The sequence below is a fragment of the Flavobacterium enshiense genome, assembly GCF_040750275.1.
Classification (GTDB): domain Bacteria; phylum Bacteroidota; class Bacteroidia; order Flavobacteriales; family Flavobacteriaceae; genus Flavobacterium; species Flavobacterium enshiense_B.
Window position 1 is genome coordinate 258,652 of record NZ_JBDOCV010000001.1, and the last position, 13,434, is coordinate 272,085.

Here is a 13,434-nt window from a genome sequence, read left to right on the forward strand (position 1 = left end):
TATACTGATAATCAATGATAAGAAATTTATTTCAATTCGTCTGGAATAGTGCAAACGGGGATAGGGGTCATCTTGTGTTGGTTGTTGGTATTCAGTCTCTTATAAATATTAAAGACCTCTTTTTCCCTGCCCGAAAAGTTGTTTTCGGTCATGCCTTCCTCCATCGCTTTCATTGCTTTTTCCAATTCGTCATAGCTTGCTCCTAACTGATCTTCGTCGCTGCGGTCATCACCAAAGAGTCCATCCGTGGGCTTGGCTGCTATAATGCTTTCGGGAACTCCAAGATATTTGGCAAGAAAGCGTACTTCGCTTTTCACCAAATCGGCAATTGGGCTTATGTCTACACCGCCATCGCCATATTTTGTAAAGAAACCTACGCCGAAATCTTCCACTTTGTTTCCGGTACCTGCCACAAGTGCGTAGTTTAATCCGGCAAAATAATAAAGTGTTGTCATGCGTAAGCGGGCGCGGGTGTTGGCTAATGTTAAATTTAAGGTGGCTTCGTTTTCCGAATCGGGAACCTCGGTTTTAAAGGCTTCAAAGACAGGTGTCAAATCGGCAATTACATTCGATACATTATCAAAACGGTTTTTTAATTGTGTAATATGTTCCTGGCCACGGGATACTTGTGAATGGTGTTGGTGAATCGGCATTTCCACACATAAGGTGGGTAATCCAGTTTGTGCACAAAGGGTAGAGGTTACAGCAGAGTCAATTCCTCCGGAAATCCCCACAACAAAACCTTTTACTTTTGCGTTTGCTGCATATTCGCGAAGCCAGTTAACAATAAGGGCGTTTATTTTATCTGCTTGAAAAGTCTTTGCTTGTGTCATGATTATTTATGAAGATTTTATAAAACTGTACCGTATATTTGTGACAAATTTTTTAGCCATAAAAGTATAAATTTTTGATTAAAGAACTATGAAGAAGTGTTTGATGCTTTTTGCTTTTGCTGCTTTTGCCGTTTCTTGTAAAAAAGAAGATAAGGTAACGGAGGCTGTTGAAGCTATTCCTGTAGAAACAACTATCGAGCGTTTTGATAAACTGTTTTACGAGTCCAGTCCTGAAGATTTAGCCCAACTTAAAAGTAAATATCCGTTTTTCTTCCCTCAGGGAAATCCGGATACGGTTTGGACGAATAAGCTGAATAATCCGCTGTTGCAGGAATTGTACGGAGAAGTAAAGAAAAAATATCCGAATAATGACGCTTTTGAGAATGATCTGGAGGATTTGTTTAAACGTATTCAATATTATTATCCGGAATACAAGACGCCTAAAGTGATTACCTTGATTTCTGAAGTGGATACCGATGCTAAAGCTATTTACGCCGATACTTTGGTGTTGCTTTCTCTGGATACGTACCTTGGTAAAAATCACCGTTTTTATGAGGGTTTTCCGCAATACCAACGTCAAGGGTTTGAACCTTCGCAAATGATGCCGGATTTGGTTGCTAACTTTTCACAAGGTAAAATTGCGCCACCTACAGATCGTACTTTGTTAGCGCAAATGGTTTATTTCGGAAAGGAATTGTATATGAAGGATATGCTGCTGCCGGAAACGACCGATGGAGCTAAAATGGAATATACAGACGATCAGATTAAATGGTGTAAAGAAAATGAAGAGGAGATCTGGCGTTATTTTATCGAAAATAAATTGCTTTTTGATACCGATACTAAATTGATGCAGCGTTTTATTGCGGTTGGGCCGTATTCCAAATTTTATCTTGAAATTGATAACGAATCACCGGGGCGTATCGGACAATGGATCGGCTGGCAGATTGTCCGTTCTTACATGAAAAACAACGACGTGACCATGCAGAAAATGTTGGCTACCGATGCAAAACAAATCTTTGATAATTCTAAATACAAACCTAAAAAATAATGTCAAAAACAATTAAATCCGAAATAAAGCTTACTGTCGAACTGGATGAAAACCGTGTGCCGGAAAAATTAACCTGGACAGCCAAAGACGGAGGTGTTAATGCAGAAGAAGCTAAAGCGATGTTGTTGTCCATTTGGGACAGTAAAACACAAGAAACGTTGCGTATTGATTTATGGACAAAAGATATGCCGGTGGATGAGATGAAAGTGTTTTTTCATCAGACTTTAGTAGCTATGGCAGATACCTTTCACCGTGCAACAGAAGACGAGAAAATGACGGCAACCATGCGTGATTTCTGTGATTATTTTGCTGAAAAACTGGAATTGAAGAAGTAAATATTTTTTGTGGAATACTTTTGCCGCGAATTCACGAATTTATTATGTGAATGATTTGTGAATTCGTGGCTTTGTGTTTGTTATAAAGGACTGTCTTTAAATAAATCCTGATTGATCTGATCAATAAATTCCAATAACGACTCTCTTCCGGTTTCTTCTGTGGAAGAAGTAACAAAGTGTTGCGGCATTTCTTCCCAGTTGTTGGCGAGTAAAGCTTTTCGGTACGCTGCTACATGCTGATCGATTTTTCCGCGACTGATTTTGTCGGCTTTGGTGAAAACGATGCAAAACGGAATGCCGGTTTCTCCTAAATACGTGATGAATTCCAAGTCTATTTTCTGGGCTTCGTGGCGGATGTCAACCAAAACGAAAGCACATACCAGTTGTTCGCGTTTTTCAAAATAATCCGTGATGAATTTTTGAAAAGTTTCTTTGGTTTTTTTGGAAACTCTGGCATAACCATATCCCGGTAAATCCACTAAAAACCAGTTGGAATTAATTTTAAAGTGGTTGATTAATTGCGTTTTTCCCGGCTTTCCTGAAGTTTTAGCTAAACTTTTATGATTGGTGAGCATGTTAATCAGGGAAGATTTTCCTACGTTGGAACGTCCAATGAAAGCATACTCCGGAAGTGGTTCTTTCGGGCATTTACTCACTTCGGAATTACTGATAACGAACTCTGCAGTATTGATTTTCATATGACGTTGTTATTTTTTAAATTGGACATATGGTATCGCTTTTTTATTATTGTTTTTGCAAATGCAAAGTTTTTTTGTTGCGATTTCACAGGTACATGAAATTTAAAAAGTTACAGTTGCCTGTAACTTCTTAGTTTATAAATTCGATTTTTTAAGCCATTCCAGCATCAGTTGGTTGAATTCGTCCGGGCGCTCCATCATGGCAGCATGACCGCATTTTTCAATCCAGTATAAATCGGAATTCGGTAACAATCGTTTGAATTCTTCTGCTACATCAGGAGGTGTTACAATGTCGTTTCTTCCCCAGATAATACAGGTTGGTGTTTGCATTTTTGGTAAATCCTTTGCCATATTGTGGCGAATTGCGCTTTTGGCTATGGTAAGGGTTTTTAGTAGTTTGATGCGATCGTTAACGGTAGCATATACATCGTCTACAATTTCTTTGGTAGCCACTTTCGGATCGTAAAAAACATCTTCGGCCTTCTTTTTAATGTATTCGTAATCCCCTCTTTTTGGATAGCTTTCTCCCATGGCACTTTCGTACAATCCGGAACTTCCGGTAATTACTAATCCGGCCATTTTTTCCGGATACATTTTAGTATGGTATAAAGCAATGTGTCCTCCAAGCGAGTTTCCAAGTAAAATAACTTTGTCGAAATCTTTGAATGTGATGAAGTCTTTTACAAACTTTGAAAATGCTTTTACATTCGTTTTTAAAATATTATTGGTGTATAACGGCAATTCCGGAATGACAACTTTATAACCGTGTTTTGGGAAGAAATCTGCAACACCGTCAAAGTTGCTCAGGCCTCCCATCAGACCGTGTAAAATAATGATAGGCGTGCCTTCTCCAGCTTCAAAATATCTGTATTTGCCTTCTTTTTTTAACATGTGTTTTTGGTGTATAATTTTCCAATATCAAAATCAGACAAATATATGACTTTATCCATAAATAGGAAGCTTTCAAAATGAAAATCGAAAATAGTTTCTTATTAAAACTGATTTTTTGCCAGAGGTTAATTTAAAGGTCTAATTATCAACATTTTTCATATTAAAATCTTTTGAATGCCGTATTTCTGGGGATTTTTAAAATTGCTAAAAAATGCAACCGATTTTGGAATTTCGTTACACAATTTTCGATGATTCTTTTAAAATACTTAAGATTTCCTAAATATTAAGAATGAGTGGATTAGCAGATTTTCTTACGAATGAAGCGATTGGTGTAAAAACTTATCAACAAAGTGGGAATTTGTGGTAAAATGTGGTAAAAAAAACTGTACTTTTGTTCTAAATCAATTCAAAAACCGTTTCGTTTGACGAATATTATCGGGACATACGAGTGTAAAATCGACGCAAAAGGAAGGCTGATGGTGCCGGCTCCGCTGAAGAAGCAATTGCCTTCTTTGGAGGATGGTTTTGTGTTGAAGCGTTCTGTTTTTGATAAGTGTGTAGAGCTTTGGCCAAAATCGGAATGGGATCTTATGATGAAGAAAATCAATGGTTTGAATCGCTTCAATAAGAAAAACAACGACTTCATTCGCAAGTTTATGGCGGGTGTGAAGATGGTGGATATTGATGATGCTGGTCGTTTGTTGCTTTCGAAAGATTTGATTGATTTTGCGCAAATTTCAAAAGATTTGGTGTTGACTTCTAAAGTGAACATCGTGGAAATTTGGGACAAAGATTTATATGAGCAGGCTATTTCTGGAGATGATATGGACTTTGCAGATTTGGCGGAACAAGTAATGGGTGATTTAAACGACAATACGAATGGAATATCATAATCCTGTTTTACTGAAAGAAACGGTGGATGGTTTGGATATCAAGCCGGATGGAGTGTATGTGGATGTGACTTTCGGAGGCGGGGGGCATTCGAGAGAAATTATGCGTCGTTTGGGGCCGAACGGAAAGCTGTTTGCCTTCGATCAGGATGAGGATGCTTTGGCGAATGCGATTGATGATGAGCGTTTTGCCTTAATTCATGAAAATTTCCGATTTATTAAACGTTTTCTTCGCTTTCATGGTGTAAGAGAAGTGGATGGGATTTTGGGGGATTTCGGGGTTTCTTCCCATCAGTTCGACGTGGCAGAACGCGGTTTTTCAACACGATTTGATGCCGAGCTGGACATGCGCATGAACCAAAAAAGTGAAGTAAGTGCCTATCATGTGGTGAATGAATATGAGGAGGCGGATTTGCGAAGAATTTTTGCAGAATACGGTGAATTGACCACGGCGAAAGGTTTGGCAAATGCTATTGTGACTGCGAGAAAAGAACAGCCTATCCGAAATTCAGACCAATTAAAAAAAGTGCTTTCGAAATTTTTACCGGCACACAAAAGCAATAAAATTTTAGCACAGATTTATCAGGCAATCCGTATTGAGGTAAATCAGGAAATGGATGTTTTGAAAGAATTTTTGGAACAGTCCTTAGAGATATTGAAACCGGGTGGAAGACTTAGTGTGATTTCGTATCATTCTTTGGAAGACCGATTGGTAAAACGCTTTATGAAAAACGGCATGTTTGATGGAGAGCCTGAGCGTGATTTTTTCGGACGTTATGAAGTGCCGTTCAAGTTGATTGGAAAAATGATTGTGCCGTCAGAAGAGGAGATCAAAGAAAACAACCGTGCCCGCAGTGCTAAATTGCGTATCGCAGAAAAAAGATAGGCTATGAAAGGTGGTGTGTACAGTTTATTAAAAGCAAAATTTCTGATTGACGACGATGCGTTGAAAAATTGGAAATTCATTGTGTTTTTGATATTGCTGGCTATGGTGATGATCGGGAATTCCCATCGTTACGAACAGAAAACCTATCGGATTACAGAGCTGACCAATGAAGTGAAAGAATTGCGATCTGAGTTTGTAGACCGTCGTTCCCAATTGATGGAGCTAAAAATGGAATCCACAATTTCAAAAGAAATGGAACCCAAAGGGATTTTGCCTTCCTCGGTTCCGCCCAAAAAAATAAGAGTAATAAAAGAAGATAAAGGAATCCTGCAGAATTTATGGCAGTAGACGGAAAAAATACATCTTATAGAATTTATCTGGTAGCCTTCGTGATCTTTGCGGTTTCGGTGGCTGTTGCCGTTAAATTGACTAACATCCAATGGGTGGAAGGTGATTATTACCGTAAACTGGCTAAAGAGCGAACTGTTAGAAATTTCGTGATTCCGGCTAATAAAGGAAACGTGTATTCAGCAGACGGCAGTTTGTTGGCAACATCAATTCCGAATTATACCATCCGTTTTGATGCTTTAGCGCCTTCAGCGGAAAATTTTGAGAAGAACATCAAACCGCTTTCAGATTCATTGGCGTTAGTTTTAGGAAAATCTTCTGGGTATTTTCAATCGGAATTACGAAAAGCAAGAGCTAATAAAAACAGGTATTATCTGTTGGCCAGAAAGCAGAGTTATACGGAATACATGCGTATTAAAAGTTTTCCATTGTTCAATTTAGGTGCTTACAAAGGTGGTATGATTACCGAACAGAAAACGGTACGCGAACATCCCATCGGCAGAATTGCAGCCAGAACCATTGGCTATGAAAGAACATACGATGATAAACGCAGTGACGGTAAAGGAATTGAATGGGCTTTTAAAGATTATTTAAATGGGAAAGACGGCCGTCGTCTGATGCAGAAAATTGCAAAAAATCAATGGAAACCTATTAGTGATAATAATGAAATCGAGCCAAGAGATGGTTACGATATTATCTCCACTATTGATGTTTACATTCAGGATATCGCTCACCATGCGTTGCTAAAACAATTAGAGCATTATCAGGCCGATCACGGTTGTGTAGTAGTAATGGAAACCAAAACCGGCGAGGTGAAAGCGATCTCCAATTTAGGAAGGGATAATGTGGACGGTAATTATTATGAAACGGATAATTATGCTATCAGGGAATCGCACGAACCGGGTTCAACCTTCAAATTAGTTGATTTGATTGCGCTTTTGGATGACGAAAAAGTAGATACCAGTAAAGTGTATGATTCCAAAGGCGGTACGATCACTTATAGAGGTAGACCTGTTCGTGATTCAAACGGAAAAGGATACGGGAAGATATCCTTAGCGCGTGGTTTTGAATTGTCGTCCAATACGATTTTGGTTCAGGCGGTTTATGAAAACTACAAAGATAACCCGGAGCAATTTATCAACAGACTTAACGGATTGGGGTTAAACAAACCGTTGGGGCTGCCATTTAAAGGAGAAGGAGTGCCTTATATTCCGCAGCCGAGTGATAAAAGATGGTCGGCCATTTCACTTCCCTGGATGGCTTTTGGATATGGTGTTTCCATGACACCACTGCAAACGTTAACCTTGTACAATGCTGTGGCTAATAACGGTGAAATGGTGAAACCACAATTTGTTCGTGAGATCAAAGAGTGGAATAAGACCATTAAAAAATTCGACAAAGAGGTAATCAACCCAAAAATATGTTCGGATGATGCTTTGGCTAAAATTAAAGCAGTTTTAGGAAACGTGGTGAAAAAAGGAACCGGTTCGAAATTGTATTCTAAAGATTTTTCGATGGCGGGTAAAACCGGAACGGTTCAGATGAATTATCATAAAGGGGATGAAAAAATGTACTATGCCTCTTCTTTTGTAGGCTTCTTTCCTGCCGACGAACCGAAATATTCCTGTGTTGTTGTAGTGCACAAACCGAACGTGGCAGCAGGGTATTACGGTGCCGACGTTGCCGGGCCGGTTTTCAAAAGAATCGCTCAGAAGATTTTTACGGATGTTCCTTCGACTAACGAAATCAAAAAACTGAATGTTCGCTATAAAACACAAGAGAAAAATTATGCGACTTATTACGATAAAGTTCAGAAAAAAGAAAGCGTAGTGCCTAATGTAAAAGGAATGACAGGGATGGATGCGGTAGCGATGCTTGAAAATTTCGGAATGAAAGTTAAGGTAGTAGGAGTAGGAAGAGTGAAGCAGCAATCCATTCAACCGGGACAGGTTTTTAGAAAAAATCAAATCATAACACTGGAATTATCGTGAAGATTTTAAAAGACATATTATATAAGGTAGCCCTCGAAGCTGTAAAAGGTTCGACCGATATCGAGGTGAATAAAATCGAATTCGATTCCCGAAAAATTGTTTCGAACGACATTTTTGTAGCCATCAAAGGAACGGTTTCGGATGGTCATGATTTTATTGAAAAAGCGATTAATCTCGGTGCAACGGTTGTCGTTTGTGAAGACATGCCAAGCTTAATTATCGAAGGTGTTACGTATGTGAAAGTTGTGAATACTAACAGTGCATTAGCATTTATGGCCGCTAATTTCTACGGAAATCCATCTACCGATTTAAAACTTGTGGGGGTAACCGGTACAAATGGGAAAACAACGATCGCAACTTTGTTATACCAATTGTTTAAAAATGCGGGTTACAAAGTGGGATTGCTTTCCACGGTGAAAATATTGGTGGATGAAACCGAATACAAAGCCACACACACCACACCGGATTCACTTACGATAAATTATTATCTGAGTGAAATGGTTGCAACCGGATGTGATTTCTGTTTCATGGAAGTGAGTTCACACGGCATTCATCAAAAAAGAACGGAAGGTTTGCATTTTACAGGCGGAATTTTTACGAATCTGTCGCATGATCATTTGGATTACCACGCAACTTTCGCCGAATACCGCGATGTGAAGAAATCCTATTTCGACAATTTGCCGAAAACCGCTTTTGCCATCACCAACAACGACGATAAAAACGGAGCCGTTATGCTTCAGAATACCAAAGCCAAAAAGTTAACATACGCTTTAAAATCCTATGCTGATTACAGAGCGCAGGTTTTGGAAAACCAATTATCCGGCTTACTGATGAAAATCAACGATCAGGAAGTTTGGGTACGTTTGATTGGTTCGTTCAATGCCTATAATTTATTGGCGATTTTCGGTGCTGCAGTGCAATTGGGCATGGAAGAACAGGAGGCTTTACGGCTGCTAAGTGAGTTGGAAAGTGTTTCAGGACGATTCCAATTCATTGTGTCCGAATCGAAAATTACGGCAATAGTAGATTATGCACACACGCCGGATGCTTTGGAAAATGTGTTAAAGACCATTGAAGACATCCGTACTAAAAACGAACAGTTGATTACTGTAGTTGGATGCGGAGGAGATCGTGATACAACCAAGCGCCCAATTATGGCTAAAATTGCTTCCGAGATGAGTGATAAAGCCATTTTTACTTCCGATAATCCGAGAAGCGAACAGCCGGAAGCTATTATTGAGGATATGGAAAAAGGTGTGGAAGGGCAGAACTTCAAGAAAATACTTTCCATTGTTGATAGAAAACAAGCCATTAAAACCGCTTGTCAATTGGCACAGAGTGGTGATATTGTCTTAATCGCCGGAAAAGGACATGAAACGTATCAGGAAATTAAGGGCGTACGTTACGATTTCGACGATATGAAAATTGTAAAAGAGTTATTAGAACAATTAAATAAGTAGGTAGTACTAAGTATTCCGTAGGCAGTTGATGAATTTTTATCCGCCAGTCAGAATCTAACAATAACCAAAAACCAAAGATTATGCTGTATTATTTCTTCGAATATTTACATCAAACACTAGATGTTCCCGGAGCTGGGGTTTTCCAGTACATTACCTTTCGTTCCGGATTGGCCATTATTTTGTCGTTGATGATTTCCACCATTTACGGGAAACGCATCATTAATTATTTAAGGAAACAGCAAATTGGAGAAACCGTTCGTGAATTAGGTTTGGAAGGGCAAACGCAAAAAGCGGGAACACCAACTATGGGAGGTTTGATTATTATCTTCTCCACCTTAATCCCGGTACTGCTATTGGCAAAACTCGATAATATTTATGTGGTTTTACTGATTGTGACTACGCTTTGGATGGGAACTATCGGTTTTATCGACGACTATATCAAAATTTTCAAAAAAGATAAAGAAGGTTTAAAAGGCAGGTTTAAAGTAATTGGTCAGGTTGGATTAGGACTTATCGTGGGTTCGGTTTTGTATTTTCATCCGGGTGTTACGGTTAGAACCGATACTTCTACAACGGATATTTTTAAAGAAGGAACTGTGATCACAGCGGTTGCGAAGGAGGAAAAATCAACGGCTACTACCATTCCTTTCTTTAAAAACAACGAATTTGATTATGCTGAAATTCTGGCTTGGGCAGGAGATGATTACAAAGATTACGCTTGGTTGATTTTTATTCCGGTAGTGATTTTTATCATCACAGCGGTTTCCAATGGAGCAAATTTAACCGACGGTATTGACGGTTTGGCAGCTGGAACATCTGCGATTTCGGTGCTCACCCTCGGGATATTTGCTTTCGTTTCGGGTAATATCATTTTTTCAAATTACCTGAACATTATGTACATCCCGAATTCCGGAGAAATGACGGTCTACATAGCGGCCTTTGTGGGGTCGCTCATCGGATTTCTTTGGTATAATGCGTATCCGGCGACTGTGTTTATGGGAGATACGGGAAGTTTAACCATTGGTGGGATCATTGCAGTTTTGGCTATCGCCGTTCGTAAAGAGTTGTTGATCCCGGTATTGTGCGGAATCTTTTTAGCCGAAAATTTATCAGTAGTACTTCAGGTAGCATACTTCAAGTACACCAAAAATAAATATGGAGAAGGCCGACGCATTTTTCTGATGTCGCCTTTGCATCATCATTACCAGAAAAAAGGCTACCACGAAAGTAAAATCGTAACCCGATTCTGGATTGTAGCCATACTGTTAGCCATATTCTCACTAGTATCACTAAAACTGAGATAAGATGCGATTAGTAGTTTTAGGCGGAGGGGAAAGCGGTGTAGGTACTGCCATTCTCGGAAAGAAAAAAGGATACGAAGTTTTTGTGTCCGATTACGGAGAGATTAAGAACAACTATAAAGAAGTGTTGATTTTAAATCAGATTCCGTGGGAAGAAAAACAGCATACGGAAGATTTAATCCTGAATGCGGATGTGGTGATGAAGAGCCCGGGAATTCCGGATAAATCAAACATCGTAAAGCATCTTAAAAAGAACAACGTTCCTATCATTTCTGAAATTGAATTTGCAAGTCAGTTTACTGATGTGGTTACTATCGGAATCACGGGTAGTAACGGGAAAACGACTACGACGATGCTCACCCATCATTTGCTGAAACAAGGCGGAATGAATGTAGGTATTGCAGGGAACATTGGGAAAAGTTACGCCTGGCAAATCGCTGAAAACAAGTACGAAGCCTATGTGCTGGAATTGAGCAGTTTTCAGTTGGATGGCATCGTGAATTATCGTCCGCATATTGCTGTGATGACGAACATTAGCCCGGATCATTTGGATCGATACAATTACGATTACGATTTGTACATCGCTGCCAAATTCCGAATCACGAAAAACCAAACCGAAGACGATTATTTTGTATACGATGATGAAGATGAAGCGATCGTGAAATGGCTTTCTGAAAACAAAATACGAGCCAAAAAAATTCCTTTTTCACTGTTGAAAAAATACGAAGAAGGCGCTTACGCAGACGACAACAACATAACAACTAACATTAACAACGAAGAATTTACCATGCCAATCAACGAACTAGCTTTAGAAGGAAAACACAATGTGAAAAACGCAATGGCGGCTACTACGGTGGCACAATTAATGCGTATTCGAAAAGATACGATTCGCGAGAGTTTGTCCAACTTTCAGGGTGTGGAGCACCGTTTGGAGAAAGTGTTGAAAATCCAGAATGTGCAATACATTAACGATTCTAAAGCAACTAATGTTAATGCTACATTCTTTGCTTTGGATAGCATGAATACACCAACCGTTTGGATTGTTGGTGGTGTTGACAAAGGAAATGATTACAGTGAGTTGATGCCGTTGGTGCGTGAAAAAGTAAAAGGAATCGTTTGTTTAGGCGTGGACAATTCCAAAATTATGCAGGCTTTTGGTGAAGTGGTAGATGTTATGGTCGAAACAGCTAGTATGGTTGAAGCGGTGAAAATAGCGCAACGCATGGCTGAAAAAGGCGATACGGTTTTATTGTCGCCAGCTTGTGCAAGTTTCGATTTATTTGAAAATTATGAAGACAGAGGGAAACAGTTTAAAAACGCTGTTCAGAATTTGTAGATAGAATCAGAATATAGACGAGGTTGACTGGCAAACTCAGAAGCCCAGCAACTCAGTAACTCAAAAGAAATGAAAGAGCTGATAGGAAAATTAAAAGGAGACAAAGGTATATGGGCATTCGTGGCCCTGTTGTCGCTATTTTCCTTTATGCCGGTTTTTAGTGCCAGTACGAATTTGGTGTATGTAGTAGGGAATGGGTCTATCGTTGGACACTTAATTAAGCATTTGGTGCATGTATTTATCGGGTTCTGTTTTATTTATTTCGTACATCGTACACCTTATCATTATTTCAAGGCATTTTCCTGGTGGTTGTTGCCCTTGGTGATTGCCTTGCTTGGTTTTACCATGCTGCAGGGAACTACCATTGGTGGCGCAAATGCCAGTCGTTGGTTGAAAATTCCGTTTGTAGGTGTGTCATTTCAACCTTCTGCTTTTGCCTTTATTGTAATGATGGTGTATGTGGCACGTTATCTCTCAAAGATTGAGGATAAGGAGTATACGTTTAAATCGTCATTTATTGAATTATGGATGCCGGTTTTTGCAATAATTGGTTTAATTTTGCCGGCCAATTTTTCCACGGCAGCCTTAATGTTTTCCATGGTTTGTATGTTGGTTTTTGTGGGAAAATACCGTTTGCAGTATTTGTTTACGATTATCGGTTTGGGAATTGCCGCTTTGCTAATGTTTGTATTAGTGGCGAAGGCTTTTCCGGATAACAAATTAACCAGTCGTGTAAATACCTGGATGTCCCGTATCGAACGATTCAGTTCCGATGTGCCGAATGAGGATGATTATCAGATAGAAAAGGCGAAAATAGCCATTGCCTCAGGTAAAGTATACGGATTAGGCCCTGGAAAAAGTGTTCAGAAAAACTTTTTACCACAGTCGTCTTCCGATTTTATTTTTGCCATTATTGTTGAAGAATACGGTTTACTTGGAGGATTTGCCATAATGGGATTGTATTTGTTGTTGTTTTTCCGGTTTTTGGTTGCCTCACATAAAGCACCAACACTCTTTGGAAAACTACTGATTGTCGGGCTCGGGTTTCCAATCGTGTTTCAGGCGTTTACGAACATGGGTGTTGCGGTTGAATTGTTGCCCACAACAGGTCAAACCTTGCCGTTAATCAGTAGCGGGGGAACCTCGATTTGGATGACGTGTATTGCCATCGGAATCATTTTAAGTGTGACGAAAAAAGAAGAAGAAATTGCTCAAATAGAGGCCGAAACAAAACAAAGAGATGAGGCTTTACAGCGAATCATCGATAGGGAAGTAGCCTTGGAGGAAGAGAAGAAAAATGAAATTGATGAAATCATCGAAAGAGCGAAAAAAGAAGATAATTATTCTATTGAAGACCAATCCAATAATCCAATGAATGCAGTGTTGGGAAAGGAGTAATAAAACAAAGAACAAAGAA

Annotated in this window: 13 protein-coding genes; 10 read left to right on the forward strand and 3 right to left on the reverse strand. The window is 39.3% G+C overall.

Going from position 1 to position 13,434, the window contains the following annotated elements; translation table 11 throughout:
- Positions 1–26 precede the first annotated feature (26 nt).
- Positions 27–833 (reverse strand): NAD(+) synthase, encoded by an 807-nt coding sequence (gene nadE / locus ABGT15_RS01250; RefSeq protein ID WP_367229599.1) that lies wholly within the window; start codon positions 831–833, stop codon positions 27–29.
- Positions 834–921: 88 nt separating this feature from the next.
- On the opposite strand from nadE, the gene gldB reads away from it, so the two are divergent.
- Both gldB and gldC read left to right on the forward strand, forming a co-directional pair.
- Positions 922–1,881 (forward strand): gliding motility lipoprotein GldB, encoded by a 960-nt coding sequence (gldB, locus tag ABGT15_RS01255; protein ID WP_367229600.1) that lies wholly within the window; start codon positions 922–924, stop codon positions 1,879–1,881.
- Positions 1,881–2,216 (forward strand): gliding motility protein GldC, encoded by a 336-nt coding sequence (gene gldC / locus ABGT15_RS01260; RefSeq protein WP_367229601.1) that lies wholly within the window; start codon positions 1,881–1,883, stop codon positions 2,214–2,216. The genes gldB and gldC overlap by 1 nt, the downstream gene beginning before the upstream one ends.
- 80 nt (positions 2,217–2,296) lie before the next feature.
- Here gldC and yihA read toward each other — a convergent pair whose 3' ends face one another.
- A complete protein-coding gene (yihA, locus tag ABGT15_RS01265) occupies positions 2,297–2,914 on the reverse strand; it encodes a ribosome biogenesis GTP-binding protein YihA/YsxC (RefSeq protein ID WP_367229602.1) in 618 nt (205 codons plus the stop codon).
- Between the two features lie 135 nt (positions 2,915–3,049).
- Complete coding sequence (locus tag ABGT15_RS01270; RefSeq protein ID WP_367229603.1) at positions 3,050–3,805, reverse strand: alpha/beta fold hydrolase; 756 nt, start codon at positions 3,803–3,805, stop codon at positions 3,050–3,052.
- A gap of 422 nt (positions 3,806–4,227) precedes the next feature.
- On the opposite strand from ABGT15_RS01270, the gene mraZ reads away from it, so the two are divergent.
- The 8 genes from mraZ to ABGT15_RS01310 all read left to right on the forward strand — a co-directional run bounded on the left by mraZ (position 4,228) and on the right by ABGT15_RS01310 (position 13,415).
- On the forward strand, positions 4,228–4,698 hold the full coding sequence (mraZ, locus tag ABGT15_RS01275; protein WP_367229604.1) for a division/cell wall cluster transcriptional repressor MraZ: 471 nt from the start codon (positions 4,228–4,230) through the stop codon (positions 4,696–4,698).
- Positions 4,685–5,581: a 16S rRNA (cytosine(1402)-N(4))-methyltransferase RsmH gene (gene rsmH, locus ABGT15_RS01280; protein WP_367229605.1), complete on the forward strand. Its 897-nt coding sequence runs from the start codon at positions 4,685–4,687 to the stop codon at positions 5,579–5,581. Before mraZ ends, rsmH begins: the two co-directional genes overlap by 14 nt.
- 3 nt (positions 5,582–5,584) lie before the next feature.
- On the forward strand, positions 5,585–5,929 hold the full coding sequence (locus tag ABGT15_RS01285; RefSeq protein ID WP_367229606.1) for an FtsL-like putative cell division protein: 345 nt from the start codon (positions 5,585–5,587) through the stop codon (positions 5,927–5,929).
- Positions 5,920–7,920: a penicillin-binding transpeptidase domain-containing protein gene (locus tag ABGT15_RS01290; RefSeq protein WP_367229607.1), complete on the forward strand. Its 2,001-nt coding sequence runs from the start codon at positions 5,920–5,922 to the stop codon at positions 7,918–7,920. The genes ABGT15_RS01285 and ABGT15_RS01290 overlap by 10 nt, the downstream gene beginning before the upstream one ends.
- Positions 7,917–9,380, forward strand: a complete 1,464-nt coding sequence (locus ABGT15_RS01295; RefSeq protein WP_367229608.1) for a UDP-N-acetylmuramoyl-L-alanyl-D-glutamate--2,6-diaminopimelate ligase — start codon at positions 7,917–7,919, stop codon at positions 9,378–9,380. The genes ABGT15_RS01290 and ABGT15_RS01295 overlap by 4 nt, the downstream gene beginning before the upstream one ends.
- Before the next feature lie 80 nt (positions 9,381–9,460).
- Positions 9,461–10,684 (forward strand): phospho-N-acetylmuramoyl-pentapeptide-transferase, encoded by a 1,224-nt coding sequence (mraY, locus tag ABGT15_RS01300; protein ID WP_367229609.1) that lies wholly within the window; start codon positions 9,461–9,463, stop codon positions 10,682–10,684.
- Between the two features lies 1 nt (position 10,685).
- Positions 10,686–12,017: a UDP-N-acetylmuramoyl-L-alanine--D-glutamate ligase gene (gene murD, locus ABGT15_RS01305; protein WP_367229610.1), complete on the forward strand. Its 1,332-nt coding sequence runs from the start codon at positions 10,686–10,688 to the stop codon at positions 12,015–12,017.
- Positions 12,018–12,086: 69 nt separating this feature from the next.
- Positions 12,087–13,415: an FtsW/RodA/SpoVE family cell cycle protein gene (locus ABGT15_RS01310; protein ID WP_367229611.1), complete on the forward strand. Its 1,329-nt coding sequence runs from the start codon at positions 12,087–12,089 to the stop codon at positions 13,413–13,415.
- Positions 13,416–13,434 lie beyond the last annotated feature (19 nt).

Coding starts and splice junctions, on each gene's coding strand:
- nadE (WP_367229599.1), bottom strand. CDS start 833: ATGACACAAGCAAAGACTTTTCAAGCAGATAAAATAAACGCCCTTATT.
- gldB (WP_367229600.1), top strand. CDS start 922: ATGAAGAAGTGTTTGATGCTTTTTGCTTTTGCTGCTTTTGCCGTTTCT.
- gldC (WP_367229601.1), top strand. CDS start 1,881: ATGTCAAAAACAATTAAATCCGAAATAAAGCTTACTGTCGAACTGGAT.
- yihA (WP_367229602.1), bottom strand. CDS start 2,914: ATGAAAATCAATACTGCAGAGTTCGTTATCAGTAATTCCGAAGTGAGT.
- ABGT15_RS01270 (WP_367229603.1), bottom strand. CDS start 3,805: ATGTTAAAAAAAGAAGGCAAATACAGATATTTTGAAGCTGGAGAAGGC.
- rsmH (WP_367229605.1), top strand. CDS start 4,685: ATGGAATATCATAATCCTGTTTTACTGAAAGAAACGGTGGATGGTTTG.
- ABGT15_RS01285 (WP_367229606.1), top strand. CDS start 5,585: ATGAAAGGTGGTGTGTACAGTTTATTAAAAGCAAAATTTCTGATTGAC.
- ABGT15_RS01290 (WP_367229607.1), top strand. CDS start 5,920: ATGGCAGTAGACGGAAAAAATACATCTTATAGAATTTATCTGGTAGCC.
- mraY (WP_367229609.1), top strand. CDS start 9,461: ATGCTGTATTATTTCTTCGAATATTTACATCAAACACTAGATGTTCCC.
- murD (WP_367229610.1), top strand. CDS start 10,686: ATGCGATTAGTAGTTTTAGGCGGAGGGGAAAGCGGTGTAGGTACTGCC.
- ABGT15_RS01310 (WP_367229611.1), top strand. CDS start 12,087: ATGAAAGAGCTGATAGGAAAATTAAAAGGAGACAAAGGTATATGGGCA.